The sequence below is a fragment of the Streptomyces sp. NPDC030296 genome, assembly GCF_055572815.1.
The window spans coordinates 205,069-222,953 of record NZ_JBVICQ010000008.1; the positions used below are offsets into that span (position 1 = coordinate 205,069).

At 71.1% G+C, this 17,885-nt stretch carries 14 protein-coding genes; 11 read left to right on the forward strand and 3 right to left on the reverse strand.

Annotated features, from left to right (window positions below):
* Positions 1-135: 135 nt before the first annotated feature.
* The 11 genes from ACZ4Z3_RS23815 (at position 136) to ACZ4Z3_RS23865 (ending at position 11,895) form a co-directional block, all read left to right on the forward strand.
* Positions 136-1,395 (forward strand): MFS transporter, encoded by a 1,260-nt coding sequence (locus ACZ4Z3_RS23815; protein WP_468502898.1) that lies wholly within the window; start codon positions 136-138, stop codon positions 1,393-1,395.
* A gap of 9 nt (positions 1,396-1,404) precedes the next feature.
* Positions 1,405-2,766, forward strand: coding sequence for a Pup--protein ligase (pafA, locus tag ACZ4Z3_RS23820; protein WP_055517796.1), 1,362 nt, complete (start codon positions 1,405-1,407; stop codon positions 2,764-2,766).
* 166 nt (positions 2,767-2,932) lie between these two features.
* Positions 2,933-3,925: an FKBP-type peptidyl-prolyl cis-trans isomerase gene (locus ACZ4Z3_RS23825; protein ID WP_468502899.1), complete on the forward strand. Its 993-nt coding sequence runs from the start codon at positions 2,933-2,935 to the stop codon at positions 3,923-3,925.
* A gap of 61 nt (positions 3,926-3,986) precedes the next feature.
* Positions 3,987-4,358 (forward strand): FKBP-type peptidyl-prolyl cis-trans isomerase, encoded by a 372-nt coding sequence (locus tag ACZ4Z3_RS23830; protein ID WP_468502900.1) that lies wholly within the window; start codon positions 3,987-3,989, stop codon positions 4,356-4,358.
* 147 nt (positions 4,359-4,505) lie between these two features.
* Complete coding sequence (locus ACZ4Z3_RS23835) at positions 4,506-5,459, forward strand: helix-turn-helix transcriptional regulator (RefSeq protein ID WP_468502901.1); 954 nt, start codon at positions 4,506-4,508, stop codon at positions 5,457-5,459.
* A gap of 14 nt (positions 5,460-5,473) precedes the next feature.
* Positions 5,474-6,553, forward strand: coding sequence for a helix-turn-helix transcriptional regulator (locus ACZ4Z3_RS23840; protein ID WP_468502902.1), 1,080 nt, complete (start codon positions 5,474-5,476; stop codon positions 6,551-6,553).
* Between the two features lie 68 nt (positions 6,554-6,621).
* A complete protein-coding gene (locus ACZ4Z3_RS23845; protein WP_468503107.1) occupies positions 6,622-6,882 on the forward strand; it encodes a hypothetical protein in 261 nt (86 codons plus the stop codon).
* 10 nt (positions 6,883-6,892) lie between these two features.
* Entirely contained in the window at positions 6,893-7,087 is a 195-nt protein-coding gene (locus ACZ4Z3_RS23850) for a hypothetical protein (RefSeq protein WP_468502903.1), read from the forward strand.
* 532 nt (positions 7,088-7,619) lie between these two features.
* The gene (gene tatA / locus ACZ4Z3_RS23855; protein WP_055517803.1) at positions 7,620-7,904 is read left to right on the forward strand and encodes a Sec-independent protein translocase subunit TatA; all 285 of its coding nucleotides are present in this window, start codon (positions 7,620-7,622) and stop codon (positions 7,902-7,904) included.
* A 50-nt stretch (positions 7,905-7,954) separates the two neighbouring features.
* On the forward strand, positions 7,955-8,917 hold the full coding sequence (gene tatC / locus ACZ4Z3_RS23860) for a twin-arginine translocase subunit TatC (RefSeq protein WP_468502904.1): 963 nt from the start codon (positions 7,955-7,957) through the stop codon (positions 8,915-8,917).
* 128 nt (positions 8,918-9,045) lie between these two features.
* Positions 9,046-11,895 (forward strand): DEAD/DEAH box helicase, encoded by a 2,850-nt coding sequence (locus ACZ4Z3_RS23865; protein ID WP_468502905.1) that lies wholly within the window; start codon positions 9,046-9,048, stop codon positions 11,893-11,895.
* 93 nt (positions 11,896-11,988) lie between these two features.
* Here ACZ4Z3_RS23865 and atzF read toward each other — a convergent pair whose 3' ends face one another.
* From atzF to ACZ4Z3_RS23880, 3 genes are read right to left on the reverse strand one after another with little or no spacing between them, the layout of a single operon-like run.
* Positions 11,989-13,671 carry an allophanate hydrolase gene (gene atzF / locus ACZ4Z3_RS23870; protein WP_468502906.1) on the reverse strand — a complete coding sequence of 561 codons (1,683 nt, stop codon included), beginning with the start codon at positions 13,669-13,671 and terminating at the stop codon, positions 11,989-11,991.
* Between the two features lie 50 nt (positions 13,672-13,721).
* On the reverse strand, positions 13,722-17,237 hold the full coding sequence (locus tag ACZ4Z3_RS23875) for a 5-oxoprolinase/urea amidolyase family protein (protein WP_468502907.1): 3,516 nt from the start codon (positions 17,235-17,237) through the stop codon (positions 13,722-13,724).
* A complete protein-coding gene (locus ACZ4Z3_RS23880; protein WP_468502908.1) occupies positions 17,234-17,866 on the reverse strand; it encodes an urea amidolyase associated protein UAAP2 in 633 nt (210 codons plus the stop codon). The genes ACZ4Z3_RS23875 and ACZ4Z3_RS23880 overlap by 4 nt, the downstream gene beginning before the upstream one ends.
* Positions 17,867-17,885: the final 19 nt, after the last annotated feature.

Here is a 17,885-nt window from a genome sequence, read left to right on the forward strand (position 1 = left end):
CCTCGTGCGTGTGGACGCGTGGTCAGCGCTCATGGTACGTATGACTACGGACGTTATACGTAACACTTCCTCCGTCGGCTCCTTCTGGACCGGCGGGAGCCGACGAGCCGACGAGAGTCGTCCGAGGGGCGGAACATGGCAGCCGGATACCTGGAGATCCTCAGGGCGCGGCATGCCGCGCGTCTGCTGGCGGGCACGCTGGTGGGGCGGTTGCCGAACGCGACGGCCGCGATCGCGATCGTGCTGTTCGTGCGCGCGGAGGGCGGGACGTACAGCCTGGCGGGGGCGCTGGCCGCCGTGTACGGCGTGGCGAACGCGGTGGGGCAGCCGCTGCTGGGCCGTCTGGTGGATCTGCGCGGGCAGCCGCGCGTGCAGCTGCCCGCGGCGCTGGTGTCGGCGCTCGGCATGACCGTCTTCGCGCTCTCGGGGCTGGATCCGCTGCCGGTCGCGTATCTCTCGATGGCGGTCGCGGGGCTGTTCACGCCTCCGCTGGAGGGCGGGCTGCGGGCCCTGTGGTCGTCGGTCCTGCGCCGGGAGGACCAGGTGCACACGGCGTACGCGATGGACGCGGTGGCCCAGGAGATCATGTTCACCGTGGGGCCGCTGCTGGTGACGCTGTGCGTGGCGCTGTGGTCCGCGGCGGCGGCACTGGTCGTGCTCAATGTCGTCGGGGTGCTCGGCGCGCTGTGGGTGGTGGTCTCGCCGCCGTCCCGGGCCTGGCGGTCGGCGCCGCGCGAGGCGCACTGGCTGGGCGCGCTGCGCTCGCCGGGGATGCTGGCGCTGCTCGGCGCGTTCCTGTTCGTGGGGATCGCACTGGGGTCGATCACGGTCGCCGCGGTGTCGTACGCGGACGGTCACGGCGGGGACGCTGTCTACGGCTGGCTGATGGCGGGCGTGGGCCTGGGCGCGCTCGTCGGTGGCACGGCGTACGGGGCGCGGCGGTGGGGCGGGGCGCCCGAGCGGCGGTTGCAGGTCCTGGTGGGGCTGCTGGCGGTCTGCTACGTGCCGCTGACGCTGATGCCGGGTCCGGTCGGGATGACGGGGCTGACGACGCTCGCGGGGGTGTTCCTGGCGCCGGCGATCGCGTGCGGGTTCGTGCTGGTGGACCGGCACGCGCCGCGGGGGACGGTGACGGAGGCGTTCTCGTGGATCGTGACGACGTTCACTGTGGGCCAGTCGGTGGGTACGGCGGTGGCGGGGCCGGTCGTGGAGTGGGGCGGGACGCTGTGGGGCTTCGTGGTGCCGGGTGCCGCGGGGGCCGTGTCGCTGCTGGTTCTGCTGGCGACGGGACGGGTTCTGGCTGTTCCCTCGGGGGGTGCGGTGGTTGCGGTCTCATCGGAAAATGATCCAAACCGTGCCGTCGAACCCCGTTTCAGGTCGGTGGATCAGGCGTAATGTTCAGTCATGGACCGCCGCATTTTCGGGCTGGAGAACGAGTACGGCGTCACGTGCACGTTCAGGGGACAGCGCCGTCTGTCTCCTGACGAGGTGGCGCGGTACCTCTTCCGCCGTGTCGTGTCATGGGGCCGCAGCAGCAATGTGTTTCTGCGGAACGGGGCCCGCCTCTATCTCGACGTGGGCTCACATCCGGAATACGCGACACCCGAATGTGACAACGTGACCGAGCTGGTCACTCACGACAAGGCCGGCGAGCGCATTCTGGAAGGACTGCTGGTCGACGCCGAACGCCGCCTGCACGAGGAGGGAATCGCGGGCGACGTCTATCTCTTCAAGAACAACACGGACTCGGCGGGCAACTCATACGGTTGCCATGAAAACTATCTGGTGGCGCGGCACGGGGAGTTCTCCCGGCTCGCGGACATCCTCATTCCGTTCCTGGTCACGCGGCAGTTGCTGTGTGGCGCGGGCAAGGTGCTGCAGACGCCGCGTGGTGCGGTGTACTGCGTGAGTCAGCGCGCGGAGCACATCTGGGAGGGCGTCAGCTCGGCGACGACGCGTTCCCGGCCGATCATCAACACGCGTGACGAGCCGCACGCGGACGCGGAGCGGTACCGCCGGCTCCATGTGATCGTGGGCGACTCGAACATGTCCGAGACGACCATGCTGCTGAAGGTCGGTGCCACCGATCTGGTGCTGCGCATGATCGAGGCGGGCACGGTGATGCGGGACCTGACGCTGGAGAACCCGATCCGGGCGATCCGCGAGGTCAGCCATGACATCACGGGCCGGCGCAAGGTGCGGCTGGCCAGTGGCAGGGAGGCGTCCGCGCTTGAGGTGCAGCGCGAGTACTTCGAGAAGGCCGTGGACTTCTGCGAGCGGCGCGGTATCCGCACGGGCACCGTGGAGCAGGTCCTGGAGCTGTGGGGTCGCACGCTGGACGCGATCGAGGCCGAGGATCTGGACCGGATCGGTACCGAGATCGACTGGGTGATGAAGTACAAGCTCATCGAGCGGTACCGGGCCAAGCACAACATGACCATGTCGCATCCGCGGGTCGCGCAGATAGACCTCGCGTATCACGACATTCACCGTCGTCGTGGGTTGTACTACCTCCTGGAGAGGAAAGGTCAAGCCGCCCGGATCTGCAATGACTTGAAGATCTTCGAGGGCAAGTCGGTTCCGCCGCAGACGACTCGGGCGCGGCTGCGTGGTGACTTCATCCGGCGGGCGCAGGAACAGCGCCGGGATTTCACGGTCGACTGGGTGCATCTGAAGCTCAACGACCAGGCGCAACGCACGGTGTTGTGCAAGGATCCGTTCCGTTCGGTGGACGACCGGGTGGAGAAGCTGATCGCCGGAATGTGAGCCGGAATGTTCCGGGTGTGTCTCCCGCCCTGGAATGCACCCGGGCGGGAGGCTTCTGAGCCGGAACGCAACGCGGGGCGCCGTACGTTTGCCGTACGGCGCCCTTCTCACGCCGTAGAGTTGCGCGCACGCATCCGACAAGATCGACCGATACGAGGCCCTCACCGTGCGCCGACGCTCACTCCTCATCGCTGTTCCCGCCGGACTGGTCACGCTCGCCGCCTGTGGTGACGACAAGTCCGACTCGGCCAAGGCCAGCAGCAGCCCGTCCGCGTCGGCGAGCGCGGCGAAGCCGCCGAAGATCGTGGACGGTCCGCTGCCCGCGATCACGGCCGGGGTGAAGTTCGACGAGAAGCCGACCGTCGCGAAGGGCAGTGGGGACCCGTCGAAGAACCTGGCCGTGAAGACGGTGATCGCGGGCACCGGCAGGACGGTCGCCGAGGGTGACTACATCCAGGCGAACTACCTGGGTCAGATCTGGGAGACGGCCAAGGTCTTCGACAACTCCTACGACCGCAAGACGCCGCTGGTCATCCAGCTGACCCCGCAGGGCATCATCGACGGCTGGCGCTATGCGCTGACCGGTAAGAAGGCCGGCAGCCGGGTCCAGATGGCCGTGCCGCCGACCTGGGGCTACGGCAAGCAGGGGAACGCGCAGGCGGGCATCAAGGGCGACGACACGCTGGTCTTCGTCGTGGACATCCAGAACACGTTCAACGCCAAGAGCTCCGCCAAGGGCAAGAACGTCCCGCAGAACGACGCGAAGCTGCCGAAGGTGAGCACGAACACCGACGGCAAGGCCCCCACCGTCGACATCCCGAAGGCGGACCCGCCGGCCGACCTGGCCGCGACGTACATCATCGAGGGCGACGGCCCGGAGGTCGCGGCCGACGACAGCCTGCTGGTGCAGTACAAGGGCGTCATCTGGGACACCGGCAAGGAGTTCGACTCGTCGTACAGCCGGGACGCGCTGAGCTCGTTCGGGATGCAGCAGGTCGTCAAGGGCTGGCAGCAGGGCATGGCGGGCAAGAAGGTGGGCAGCCGCCTGCTGATCGTGATTCCGCCGAAGCTGGGTTACGGCGACACGCCGCCGAGTGGCAGCGACATCAAGAAGGACTCCACGATGGTCTTCACCGTGGACATCCTCGCGAAGATGTGAGTGCGCGGGATGCGAGACTGTCCCGCGTTGTCTTTTCGTACAAGAGCAGGAGCCTGAAGACGTGAGCATTGAGAAGCCCGAGATCGACTTCCCCGAAGGCGAGCCCCCGAAGGACCTTGAGATCAAGGACATCTGGGAGGGCGAGGGCGAGGTCGCGCAGGCCGGCCAGACCGTCACCGTGCACTACGTGGGCGTGTCCTTCAGCACCGGCGAGGAGTTCGACGCCAGCTGGAACCGTGGTACGCCGTTCCGCTTCCCGCTCGGTGGCGGCCGTGTCATCAAGGGCTGGGACCAGGGCGTGCAGGGCATGAAGGTCGGCGGCCGCCGCCAGCTGACCATCCCGGCGCACCTCGCCTACGGCAACCAGAGCCCGACCCCGGCGATCAAGCCGGGCGAGACGCTGATCTTCGTGGTCGACCTGCTCGGGGTCTGATCATCGTACGACCGGAGCGGCCCGGTCCTGTGACCGGAGCCGACCACCTGGGGTCCATGCCTGTTCGGGCATGGGCCCTCGGCTTTTGCCGCGACGCTCGGTAGCGGTACGGTCGTGCCGCAGAAGCACCCATAGGGAAGGGCGTCGATGGCCATTGCCAAGGCCGAGCGGTTGATGAACCTGGCGCTGTGTCTGCTGGGGACGCGCCGGCCGCTCAGCAAGCGCGAGCTGCGGGAGTCCATCGAGGCCTACCTGGAAGCCGGGTCCGACGACTCCTTCAACCGCATGTTCGAGCGCGACAAGGACGATCTGCGCGAACTCGGCCTGGTCATCGAGACGGTGGAGAACCTCGACGGCGAGGTCGGCTACCAGGCCCGCCGCGACAGCAACAGCCTCCCGCCCATCACGCTCGACGCCGAGGAGGCCGCCGCCCTGGGGCTCGCCGCCAAGGTCTGGCAGCAGGCCCGCCTCGCCGGGGCCGCCAGCGGCGCCCTGCAGAAGCTGCGCGCGGCCGGCCTCCCCGAGGACGTCGACCCGTACGAGGCCCACGGGGCGCTGGAGCCGCGCATCCCGGTGCACGAGGCCGCGTTCGAGCCGCTGATGCTGGCCTGCCGGGACCGCCGCCCGGTGGTGTTCGAGTACCGCAAGGCCACCGCCGCCCGCCCCGAGCCCCGCCATGTGGAGCCGTGGGCGCTGGAGTGCTGGCGCGGCCACTGGTACCTCGCCGGTTTCGACCGGGACCGGGGCGCCGAGCGGGTCTTCCGGCTGTCGCGGATCACCGGCAAGGTGCGCAGCCGGGGCGGTGCCTTCACGGCCGAGGTCCCGGACGTCGTCACCGTGCGGGAGACCGTCGCGAGCTGGGCGGGGGAGACCGCCGACCGCTCCGCGCTGATCCGGCTCCGCACGGGCGCCGGCTACCCGCTGCGGGCCAGGGCCACCGCCGTGCGGGAACTCGGCGACGGGTGGGACGAGTTGGAGATTCCGTACGGGCACGGTCTGGATGCCTGGCTGGTCGAGTTCGGGCCCGACGTGGTCGTCCTGGACCCCGCCGAGCTGCGGGCCGACGTGGTCGACCGGCTGCGTGCCGTGGCCAAGGGTTGAGGGGACGTAAGAACGTGGTGGGAAAACCGGCCCGGCCGGCGAACGCCATCGACCAGACCCGGCGGATGCTCTCCCTGGTCACGTATCTGCGCGAGCGCCCCGGCGCCCGTATCGAGGACGTGGCCCGCGCCTTCGGGATCACCGAGGACGAGCTGGTGTCGGACCTCGATGTGCTGCCCATGTGCGGGACCAGCTTCCGCGGCGGTGACCTGCTCGACATCGACACCGACGGCGAGCGGATCTGGTGGCACAACCCGGCCGCGCTCGGGGCGGAGGCCGCCGAGCCGCTGAGGCTGGCAGCCGACGAGGCCACCGCCCTGCTCGTGGCCGCCCGCGCGGTCGCCACGCTGCCCGGGCTGCGCGAGAGCGACCGGCAGGCGCTGCTGCGGGCCACCGCCAAGGTGGAGGCGGCCGCGGGCGAGGCGGCCGGGGCCAGCTCCCGGCTGTCGGTGACCTTCGAGTCGGAGGGCGGAGTCTTCGCCGACGTCGACCGGGCCATCTCGGAGCGGCGACGGCTGTGGATCCGCTACTACTCCCCGGCCCGCGACGAGGTCACCGAACGGGAGATCGACCCGATTCGCCTGGTCAGCGTGGGTCACACCTATGTCGAGGCATGGTGCCGACGCTCCGAGGCGCGCCGGACGTTCCGCCTCGACCGGGTCGCCGAGATCAAGATCCTCGACGAGCCGTCCGCGCCGCCCGAGATCGAGCTGCGGGATCTGTCGGAGGCGCTGGTGCAGCCCGCCGCCGAGGACCCGGAGGTCGTCGTCGAGGTCGGGCCCGGCGGACGGTGGGTCGCCGAGTACTACCCGCACGACAGCGCCGAGGAGCTCCCGGACGGCGGGCTGCGCATCACCCTGCGCACCCCCGACCCCGCCTCGCTGCGGCGGCTCGCGCTGCGGCTCGGACCGGACGGGCGGATCGTCTCGCCCCAGGACCTGGCCGACAGCGCCCGCCGGGCGGCCCGTGAGGCTCTGGCGGCCTACGACGAGGTCGTACCGGCGTACGACGGGCTCGACGCCCGGCTCGGTGCGCCGCGTGGGGCCGGTGCGGGGCAGGAGCGGCAGTACGACAGACAGGAGCGAGGGCTGTGAACGGCGGGTCGGCTGTGTCCGGAGTTCAGGGTCTGCAGGGCGTGCAGGGTTTACAGGGCGTGCCGGAGATGTCGGCGGCGGTCGCGTTCGCGGGGATGAAGCGGGTGGTCGACGTGGTGTTCAGGGCCGGATGCCCCGACTGCCGGGCCAGCTTCGAACTCGGCGCGAGCGCGCTGCGGCTGGCCATCGGCGCCACCAGCAAGACCACGTTCTACTCCTTCACCTGCCCCGAGTGCGGTGTCGCCGTCCGTAAACCGGCCGGGGAGCGCATCGTCGAGCTGCTCACCGGGGGCGGCGTGCGGACGCTGCGGCTCCATTCGCCGGGCTAGGGTCGTCGCTATGTTCTGGCCGATGTTCGCTGTCGCTATGGGTTTTCTGGGGCTCGCCGTGCTGGGGGTGCTCGCCGTCCGGGTCTTCGTCGAGGCCCAGCGGCTTGGCCGGCAGGTCACCGAGTCGGCGCGGCGGATCAACAGGGCGGCGGAGGACCTGGAGCGGGCGACGGCGAGCGCGGCCCGCTCCGCGGAGGCGCTGTGAGCGACCGGCCTGCTCCGCTGAGGCGCTGTGGAATGGCCGGCCTGGTCCGCGGACGCTGCGTGAGCCGCTGACCGGGTCCGCGGACGCTGCGTGAGCCGCTGACCGGGTCCGCGGACGCTGCGTGAGCCGCTGACCTGCTCCGTGGGCGCGGGGTGGGTTCGCTGACCTGCTCCGTGGGCGCCAGGTGAGCCGCTGACCTGCTCCATGGCCGTGCCGTGAGTGGTCGACCTGCTCCGTGGACGGGCCGTGAGGTAAGAGCGTGGCTGCTGTGAGGTGCAGGCGGGCATGCGGTGAGCCGACGGGCCTGTGCGGTTTGCGCCACTTCGCCCTGTCACCTTCATACCTTCGGCAGGTACGCTGCCTGTCGCGGCCCGGTGAACGAGGCCAGGGTCGCGCGAATCGGGAGTACGCACAGGGATTGCCTCTGATTCACCCCTGAGCGTTACGATCGCTGCCAGTACGGTCGTTCGGACACTTGTCCGACCGGTCGGACAGCCCCCACCCGCCGCCTCGGTGAAGAAGGTAGACAGCTATGGGTAGGCTCGGCCCCACCGAGATCATTCTGATCCTCGTCGTCATCGTCCTGCTGTTCGGTGCGAAGAAGCTCCCTGACATGGCGCGCTCGCTCGGCAAGTCCGCCCGCATCCTCAAGAGCGAGGCGAAGGCCATGAAGAGCGACGGCCAGGAGGACACCACCACCTCCGCCGCGCCTCCGCACGCCGGCGACACCCCGGCTCAGCGCACCATCCAGGCCGCGCCCGGCGACGTGACCAGCTCCCGCCCGGTCGCGGAGCCGACGGACACGACCAAGCGCTGACGCAGGGCCGGAGGAGACATCCGGCCTGCCGCACGAGATGAGGACGTGGGTTGCTCAAGTCTGCCCGCAAGACGGAGAAGGATCCCGAGGGGCGGATGCCCCTCGCGGAGCACTTGCGCGAGCTGCGAAACCGTCTGGTGAAGAGTTTGCTGGCGATCGTCGTGGCGACCGTCGTCGCAGCCCTCTTCTACAAGGACATCATCCAGTTCTTCACAGATCCCATCCTCCGCGCGGTGGGATGCGAATACTCCTTCGCCGAGCTGGCGAAGAACACCAATGAGACGCAGTGCGCGCGCATCGTGCAGAACGGTCTGCTGAGCCCGTTCACCCTCGCCCTGACGGTCTCCCTGTCATCGGGCGTGGTGCTCGCCGCCCCGGTGTGGCTGTACCAGCTCTGGGCGTTCGTCGCTCCGGGACTGCACCGGAACGAGAAGAAGTACGGCCTCGGCTTCGTGGCGGCGGGTTTCCCGCTGTTCGTCATGGGTGCCTACTTCGCGTACTGGTCGCTGCCCAAGATGGCGTCGGTGATGTTGGAGTTCTCCATCATCGGCAGCGACAACCAGCTCCCCCTCGACGATCTGCTGAACCTGATCATGCGAATGATCGTCGTCTTCGGCCTCTCCTTCGAGCTGCCGCTGCTGCTGGTGATGCTGAACTTCGGTGGGGTGCTCTCGGGTAAGAAGATGGCCGGCTGGTGGCGGGGCATGATCCTCGGCATCACCCTGTTCGCGGCGATCGCCACTCCCAGCACCGACCCGATTTCCATGCTGGCGCTGGCCGGTCCCATCTGGATCCTGTACTTCGCCGCGTCGGCCATCGCCCTGGTCAACGACAAGCGCCGGGCCCGCGTCGAGGCCATGAAGCCGGCCGACGACGAGGCATCCGAGCTGGACCTCACCCCCGAGGACATCGGCGAGGTCGAGACCGTGTCGGCCAGCAGGGCGCTGCCGTCCCCGTCCCCGTCACCTGAGACGGAACGCGACCGGATCAACGGCTACGACGACGTGACCTGACGCGTCGCGTGCGTCCGCGACCCGGCGTACGCGGATCGGCACAGATCAGGCATCGCGGGACCTGGAGCGGCCGGGGCGCCCACATGGCGCACCCGGCCGCTCCCGTGCGCGGGGCGGTCATCCGGATAATGATCGTCCCGTTGTCAGTGGGGCCCGGTACGCTCGAAAGCACGATGACAGAGGATCTCTCACCGGCCGAGCGGTATGCGGCAGCACGTAGGCGCGCTGCCGAGCAGGCCACCGCGCTCGCGTCCTTCCGCGAGATGTACGACTTCGGCCTCGACCCCTTCCAGATCGAGGCCTGCCAGGCGCTCGAGGCGGGCAAGGGCGTCCTGGTGGCCGCCCCCACCGGCTCGGGCAAGACGATCGTCGGCGAGTTCGCCGTCCACCTCGCCCTGAAACAGGGCAAGAAGTGCTTCTACACGACACCCATCAAGGCCCTGTCGAACCAGAAGTACGCCGACCTGTGCCGCCGTTACGGCGCCGACCAGGTCGGACTCCTCACCGGCGACAACAGCGTCAACTCCGACGCCCCGGTGGTCGTGATGACCACCGAGGTCCTGCGGAACATGCTGTACGCGGGCTCCCAGACCCTCCGCGGCCTCGGCTACGTGGTCATGGACGAGGTGCACTACCTCTCCGACCGCTTCCGCGGCGCCGTCTGGGAAGAGGTGATCATCCACCTCCCCGAGTCGGTCACCCTCGTCTCCCTCTCGGCGACCGTGTCGAACGCCGAGGAGTTCGGCGACTGGCTGGACACCGTGCGCGGCGACACCGAGGTGATTGTCTCCGAGCACCGGCCCGTGCCGCTGTTCCAGCACGTGCTCGCCGGCCGGCGGATGTACGACCTCTTCGAGGAGGGCGAGGGCCACCGGAAGGCCGTCAACCCCGACCTCACACGCATGGCCCGCATGGAGGCCAGCCGCCCCTCCTACCAGGACCGCAGACGGGGCCGCGCCATGCGTGAGGCCGACCGGGAGCGCGAGCGCCGCCAGCGCTCCCGCATCTGGATCCCGAGCCGGCCGGAAGTCATCGAACGGCTCGACTCCGAGGGCCTGTTGCCGGCCATCACCTTCATCTTCAGCCGCGCCGCCTGCGAGGCCGCCGTCCAGCAGTGCCTCCACGCCGGCCTGCGCCTCAACGACGACGACGCACGACTCAGGGTGCGCGCCCTCGTCGAGGAGCGCACGGCGTCCATCCCCTCCGAGGACCTCCACGTCCTCGGCTACTTCGAGTGGCTGGAAGGCCTGGAGCGCGGCATAGCGGCCCACCACGCGGGCATGCTGCCGACGTTCAAGGAGGTCGTCGAGGAACTGTTCGTACGCGGCCTGGTCAAGGCCGTGTTCGCCACCGAGACCCTCGCCCTCGGCATCAACATGCCCGCCCGCTCGGTGGTGCTGGAGAAGCTCGTCAAGTGGAACGGCGAGCAGCACGCCGACATCACCCCCGGCGAGTACACCCAGTTGACCGGCCGCGCCGGCCGCCGCGGCATCGACGTCGAGGGCCACGCCGTCGTGTTGTGGCAGCGCGGCATGAACCCCGACCACCTCGCCGGCCTCGCGGGCACCCGTACCTATCCGCTGCGCTCCAGCTTCAAGCCGTCGTACAACATGGCGGTCAACCTGGTCGAGCAGTTCGGCCGGCACCGTTCGCGGGAGCTGCTGGAGACGTCCTTCGCGCAGTTCCAGGCCGACAAGTCCGTCGTCGGCATCTCCCGCCAGGTCCAGCGCAACGAGGAGGGGCTCGAGGGCTACAAGGAGTCGATGACCTGCCACCTCGGGGACTTCGAGGAGTACGCCCGCCTCCGGCGCGAGCTGAAGGACCGCGAGACCGAACTGGCCAAGCAGGGCGCGGCCCAGCGGCGCGCCGAGGCCGCCGTGGCCCTGGAGAAGCTCAAGCCGGGCGACGTCATCCACGTCCCGACCGGCAAGTACGCGGGTCTCGCCCTGGTGTTGGACCCCGGGCTGCCCGCCGGGCGGTCCAACGGCCACCGCGGCTTCGAGTACCACGACGGCCCGCGCCCGCTGGTGCTCACCGCCGAGCGGCAGGTCAAGCGGCTGGCGTCGATGGACTTCCCGGTGCCCGTGGAGGCGCTGGAGCGGATGCGGATCCCGAAGTCCTTCAACCCCCGCTCACCGCAGTCCCGCCGCGATCTGGCGTCCGCGCTCCGCACGAAGGCCGGGCACCTGGTACCCGACCGGCACCGCAAGCGGCGCGCCGCCGCCGCCGACGACCGCGAGATCGCGCGTCTGCGCGCCGACCTGCGGGCCCACCCCTGCCACGGGTGCAGCGACCGCGAGGACCACGCCCGCTGGGCGGAGCGCTACTACCGGCTCAAGCGGGACACCACGCAGCTGGAGCGGCGCATCGAGGGCCGCACCAACACGATCGCCCGCACCTTCGACCGGATCGTCGCGCTCCTGACCGAGCTGGACTATCTGCGGGGCAACGAGGTCACCGAGCACGGCAAGCGGCTCGCCCGCCTCTACGGCGAGCTGGACCTGCTGGCGAGTGAATGCCTGCGCGCCGGCGTCTGGGAGGGCCTCGGCCCCGCGGAACTCGCCGCCTGTGTCTCCGCGCTCGTCTACGAGGCCCGGGTCGGCGACGACGCGATGGCGCCGAAGCTGCCGTCGGGCGCCGCGAAGGCCGCGCTCGGCGAGATGGTGCGGATCTGGGGGCGACTGGACGCGCTGGAGGAGGAGTTCCGGATCACCCAGAGCGAAGGGGTCGGACAGCGTGAGCCCGACCTCGGCTTCGCCTGGGCCGCGTACATGTGGGCCTCCGGGAAGGGGCTCGACGAGGTACTGCGGGAGGCGGACATGCCCGCCGGTGACTTCGTGCGCTGGTCCAAGCAGGTGATCGACGTGCTGGGACAGATCTCGGCGGCGGCCCCTTCGGGGTCCACCGTGGGCAAGAGTGCGCGCAAGGCGGTCGACGAGCTGTTGCGGGGGGTTGTGGCCTACTCCTCGGTGGGGTGACGCCCACGGGGACGGAGGGCGACGCCTACGGGGGTGGGTGCGGGTGGTGTGTGGCTGGTCGCGCGGTTCCCCGCGCCCCTCACCGCTCTCCGGTCACCTGGGACCCTCGGGCTCTCCGCGGGTCAGGAACGACCTCCACCCGCCGTGGCGTGTGATGTCCTCGGCGTCCCGCAGGGCTGTCGGTTCGCAGAGGAAGCCGGGGGTGCTCGTGCCGTCGGCGAGCTGCACACTGCCCAGGGTCATGGGGTGGGGGAGTGTCGTCAGGAGGCGTCCCAGGCCCTCCGCCGGGAGGCGCCAGATCTCCGTCTCGATCGCGGCGCCGCCTTCGCCGACGTGGACCAGGCCCGGCTTCGGCGGGGACGTCCGCAGGGCGTGGAGACGGTAGACCGGCGCGGTCGTCGTCGTACGTTCCAGGCGGGCGCCCAGGGCGAGGAGCTGGGGGTTCAGAGGCTGCCCCGAGAGGTGGGCGCCGACGACGGCCAGCCGTGGCTCCGGCGGGAGGAGCGCGGCGATCCGGGCCAGCCGCTCGTCCGTGAACGCCGGGCCGATCAGCATCACACCGAAGGGCAGACCGTTCACCTCGCCCGCCGGGGCGGCGACGGCCGCCAGGTCGAACAGGTTCGTCGAGTTGGTGAAGCGGCCCAGGCGGGCATTGGCGCCCAGCGGGTCGGCGGCCACGTCGGCGAGGGTCGGGTGCCCCGGGGCCGTCGGCAGCAGCAGGGCGTCCGCGTCGGCCAGTTCGGCGAGGGCGTGGGCGCGCAGCGCGGCCAGCCGGTCCTGGTCGGCGAACAGTTGATGGGCCGGGACCTCGCGGGCGCGGCTGATGATGCCGGCCACGGTGGGGTCGAGACCGTCCACACCGTCGACGAGCGCCTTGTCGACGAAGGGGCCCACCGCCGTGTACCGCTCCGCCACGAACGCGCCCTGGTACAGCATCGCGGCCGCCTCGGTGAACGGGGTGAGGTCCAGGGCGCGGATCTCCACGCCCGCGTCGCCCAGTCGCGCCACCGCCGCCTCGTACGCCTCCGCCCAGCCGTCGTCCAGTTCGCCGAGCTGCTCGCGCGGCGGGACGGCGACACGCCACGGACCCGGTGTGCGCTGTGGGAGGGCCGGGAGGGCGCGGGTCGGTGGGGAGGTCATGTGGGCGAGGGCCTGCTCGGCCTCCGGGAGGGTGCGGGCGAACACCGTCACACAGTCGAGGGAGGCGCAGGCAGGGACCACGCCGTTGGTGGGGACCAGACCACGGGTGGGCTTCAGGCCGACGATGCCGTTGAAGGCGGCGGGAACGCGGCCCGAGCCCGCGGTGTCCGTGCCGAGGGCGAGGTCGACGATGCCGAGCGCCACCGCCACGGCCGAACCCGAGCTGGAGCCGCCGCTGATTCTGGACGGGTCGTGGGCGTTGCGGACGGCGCCGTACGGAGAACGGGTGCCGACGAGGCCGGTCGCGAACTGGTCCAGGTTCGTGGTCCCCAGCACGATCGCGCCGGCCTCGCGGAGACGGGCGACGACCGGGGCGTCCTCGTCCGGCGTGTACGCGTAGGCCGGGCAGCCGGCGGTCGTGGCCAGGCCGTGGACGTCGATGTTGCCCTTGACGGCGAGGAGGCGGCCGGCGAGGGGCAGCCGGTCCCCGGCGGCGAGGCGGGCGTCTACGGCCCTGGCCTCCGCTTCGACGTCCGGCCGGGCACGCAGGTCGATCCAGATCTCGGGGCGGTCCACGGCGTCGATGCGCTCGTACGCCAGGCGGACACGGGTCAGGGTCGGGGACGGGTGCGGCATCTGTGCTCCTGTGCTGGGACGGTCCGTCGGTGTGCGGGGCGGGCCCGGTGTCAGTCGGTGTCGGGTGTCAGGACGAGGAGCGGCGTGCCCGCCTGGACCTGGGCGCCCGGGACGGTCAGGGTCTCGTGGACCACGCCGTTCAGGGGGGAGTGGACGCGGGACTCCATCTTCATGGCCTCCAGGGTCAGCAGGGGCCGGCCGGTGGTCACTCGGTCGCCGGGCCGGACGTGGAGCTGCCAGACCGACGCGGCGAACTCCGCCTCGATCACCCGCCCGCCCGCCGGGACGTCGATCTCCGTCGAGGGCACCGGTGCGGCGGTGGCCGCCTCCGCTCGGGCGAACTCGCCGGCGGCCTCCCAGGCGGCTCGTTCCGCGGCGAAGGCGGACCGCTGACGGGATCTGAACTCGGCTATGGAATCGGCGTGTTCGGCCAGGAACCGCTGGTGGTCGGCGAGGGAGAACTCGCCCTCCTCGATCCGCGGGACGAAGCGGCCCGAGATGATGTCGGCCCGCAGGGCGAGGAGTTCGTCCGCGTCCACCGGATACCACTTCACACGGTCGAAGAAGCGCAGGAGCCACGGGGAGCCCGCCTCGAAGGCACCGCGCTGCTGCCAGGGGGACCAGACCTGGGTGGTGCGGCCGACGAACTGGTAGCCGCCGGGCCCCTCCATGCCGTAGACGCACAGGTACGCGCCGCCGATGCCCACCGAGTTCTCGGCGGTCCAGGTGCGGGCGGGGTTGTACTTCGTCGTCACCAGACGGTGGCGCGGGTCGAGCGGGGTCGCCACCGGCGCGCCCAGGTACACGTCGCCCAGGCCCAGGACCAGGTACTCGGCGGCGAACACCGTGTCGTAGACGTCCGCCACCGATTCCAGGCCGTTGACGCGGCGGATGAACTCGATGTTCCACGGGCACCAGGGCGCGTCGTCGCGGACACCGGCCATGTAGCGGGCGATGGCCTCACGGGTCGCGGGATCGTCCCAGGACAGGGGCAGGTGGACGGTGCGGGAGGGGACCACCAGCTCGTCGGCCGGTGGGAGCGAGGCGACGATCCGCCGTACGGTGGCCAGGAGTTCGGGTTGGGGGAGCCGCGCCGGGTCGGTGCGGATCTGGAGGGAGCGGATGCCGGGGGTGAGGTCGGTGACGCCGTCGGGGGCCGTCTCGGCCACGGCCTCCATCAGGGCGTGCACCCGCATCCGCAGGCCCAGGTCCAGTTGCATGGGGCCGAACTCGACGAGCAGGTTGTCGTCGCCGCTGCGGCGGTACGTCACCTCGCCGTCCCGGGCCAGGACACCTCCGTCGACGATCGCGGGGCGGGGCGAGGCGTCGTCGGCGACGGGCAGGAAGCGGACCGTGTCGCCAGGGCGGAGCTGCCCCAGCTTCCAGCGTTCCGTGGAGATCACCGTGGCCGGGCAGACGAATCCGCCGAGCGAGGGGCCGTCGGGGCCGAGCAGGACCGGCATGTCGCCGGTGTAGTCGACGGCGCCGACCGAGTACGGGGTGTCGTGGATGTTGGAGGGGTGCAGACCCGCCTCGCCGCCGTCGCTCCGCGCCCAGCGGGGCTTCGGGCCGACCAGCCGTACGCCGGTGCGGGCCGAGTTGAAGTGGACCTTCCAGTCGGCGGCGTAGAACTCGCGGATGTCCTCCTCGGTGAAGAACTCCGGTGCCGCGTGCGGGCCTTCGAGGGCGGCCACCTGCCAGGTCGAGCCGAAGACCGGGCGGGCCCCGGCCGGTACGGGGCTGCCTTCGGTGACCCCTCCGCCGTGCAGCACGTCGCCCGTCCGCAGCTCCCGGCCGCCGTGGCCGCCGAAGCGCCCCAGGGTGAAGGTGGCCGCGCTGCCGAGGAACGACGGCACGTCCAGGCCGCCCCCGGCGAACAACACATAGGTGCGCAGGCCGTGTCGGGTGGGGGCGCCGACGGCCAGCACGGCTCCGGCGGGCACGGTCACCGGTTCCCACTGCGGAACGGGTGAGCCGTCCACGGTCACCGGGGCCGGGGCGCCCGTCACGCACACCGTGGTGGCGTGGGTGAACCGCAAGGAGGGTCCCCGCAGGGTGCATTCGAGGCCCGGTGCGCCCTCGGGGTTGCCGAGCGCCGTGTTGCCGAGGCGGAAGGACAGGTCGTCCATGGGGCCGCAGGGCGGTACGCCGACCTGCCAGTACCCGGTGCGGCCGGGCCAGTCCTGCACGGTGGTGAGGGTGCCGCCGGAGACCACCTCGACACGGGGCGTCGGGTCGCTCACGGTCGCGAGCGTGGCGGTGGAGTGGGTGGCCCGCCGCAGGTCAGGGTCGCGCAGGGCGGCCCTGAGCTGGCCCAGGTTGGTCTCGATGCCGTCGATCCGGGTCCGGGACAGCGCTTCGTCGAGCCGGCGCAGGGCGTGGGCGCGGTCCGGTCCATGGGCGACGACCTTGGCGAGCAGCGGGTCGTACGACGTCGTCACCTCGGTGCCGGTCTCCACCCAGCCGTCCACGCGGACGCCCGGCGGAAACTCCACCCTCGTCAACAGGCCAGCGCTCGGCCGGTGTTCCCGGGAGGGGTCTTCGGCGTAGATCCGGGCCTCGACGGCGTGGCCGCGGGGCGGCCCCGGGTCGCGGACGACGTCCGACTCACCGCGTGCCAGGCGCAGCATCCAGGCGACGAGGTCGACGCCGTGGGTCTCCTCGGTGACCGGGTGCTCCACCTGGAGGCGGGTGTTGACCTCCAGGAAGTAGGCCTCGCCGCGCTCCGGGTCGTACACGAACTCGACGGTTCCGGCGGAGCGGTAGGCGACGCTGGCGCACAGGTCGCGGGCCGACGTGGCGAGCCGCGCGCGGACGGCGTCGGCGAGGTTGGGCGCCGGGGCCTCCTCGACGACCTTCTGGTTGCGGCGCTGGAGGGAGCAGTCCCGGTCGCCGAAGGTGACGACGCGGCCCTCGCCGTCGCCGAAGACCTGCACCTCCACGTGGCGGGCGTGCTCGACGAGGCGTTCGAGGAAGACACCGGCGGAGGAGAACGAGGCGGCGGCGACTCGCTGCACCCGCGCCCACGCCTCCGCCAGTTCGGCGGCGGAGCGGCAGGCCGACATACCGATGCCGCCCCCGCCGCCGGTGGCCTTCAGCATCACCGGGTAACCGACGGCCTCGGCGCGGGCGACGGCCTCGTCGAGGGAGGCCAGCAGGCCCGTGCCGGGAAGCAGCGGGACGCCCGCGGCCTCGGCGGCGGCCCGCGCGGTGTGCTTCGCGCCGAACAGCTCCAACTGCTCCGGGGTGGGGCCCACGAACACGATCCCGGCGTCCGCGCAGCGGCGGGCGAAGGCGGCGTCCTCGGACAGGAAGCCGTAGCCGGGGTGGACGGCGCCCGCGCCCGCGTCCTTCGCCGCCCTCAGCACCAGGTCGGCGTCGAGGTACGACTCCTGCGCGGGCGCCGGACCGAGCCGTACGGCTGTGTCGGCGAGGCGGACGTGGGGTGCGGCGCGGTCGGCGTCGGAGTACACGGCGACCGTGCGCAGGCCCAGGTCGCGGGCGGTACGGATGACGCGGACGGCTATCTCGCCCCGGTTGGCGACCAACAGGGTGCCGAAGGTCATGCGGGGCTCCCTTGGGAGGCAGGGGCTTCGAGCAGGGGCTGGGCGATGGTCATCTCGACGGCCGTCGGGGTGAAGCCGTTGCAGGGGTTGTTGATCTGGGGGCAGTTGGAGACCAGCACGAGGACGTCGCACTCCGCACGCAGGGTCAGGGACAGCCCCGGCGCGGAGATGCCGTCGACGATGCCGAGGGTGCCGTCCTTCTCGACCGGCACGTTCATGTACCAGTTGACGTTCGACACGAGGTCGCGTTTGCCGAGGCCGTGCCGGGCGCCCTCCGCGAGGAAGTTGTCCACGCAGGCGTGCTGCGACCAGGTGTGGTGCCCGTACCGCAGGGTGTTCGACTCCTTGGAGCAGGCGCCGCCCACCGTGTCGTGCCGGCCGACGTCGTCGGCGACCACGGTCATCAGAGGGGTGTGCTCGTTGGACATCAGCACGCTGCCGGTGGTGAGGAAGATGCCGCCCTGCGCGTGGATGGTGTCGGGGGCGCTGTAGCGGACGGCTGTGTCGTGGGCGTCGTACACGAGGAAGTCGACGGCCTGGTTGCCGTGCAGATCGGTGAGGGTGAGGGTCCCGCCGGCCGGGACGACGGCGGACCAGGCGGCGCGGGCCGCGACAATCTGGGAAGTCATGCGGTCCTCCTCGCGGCGC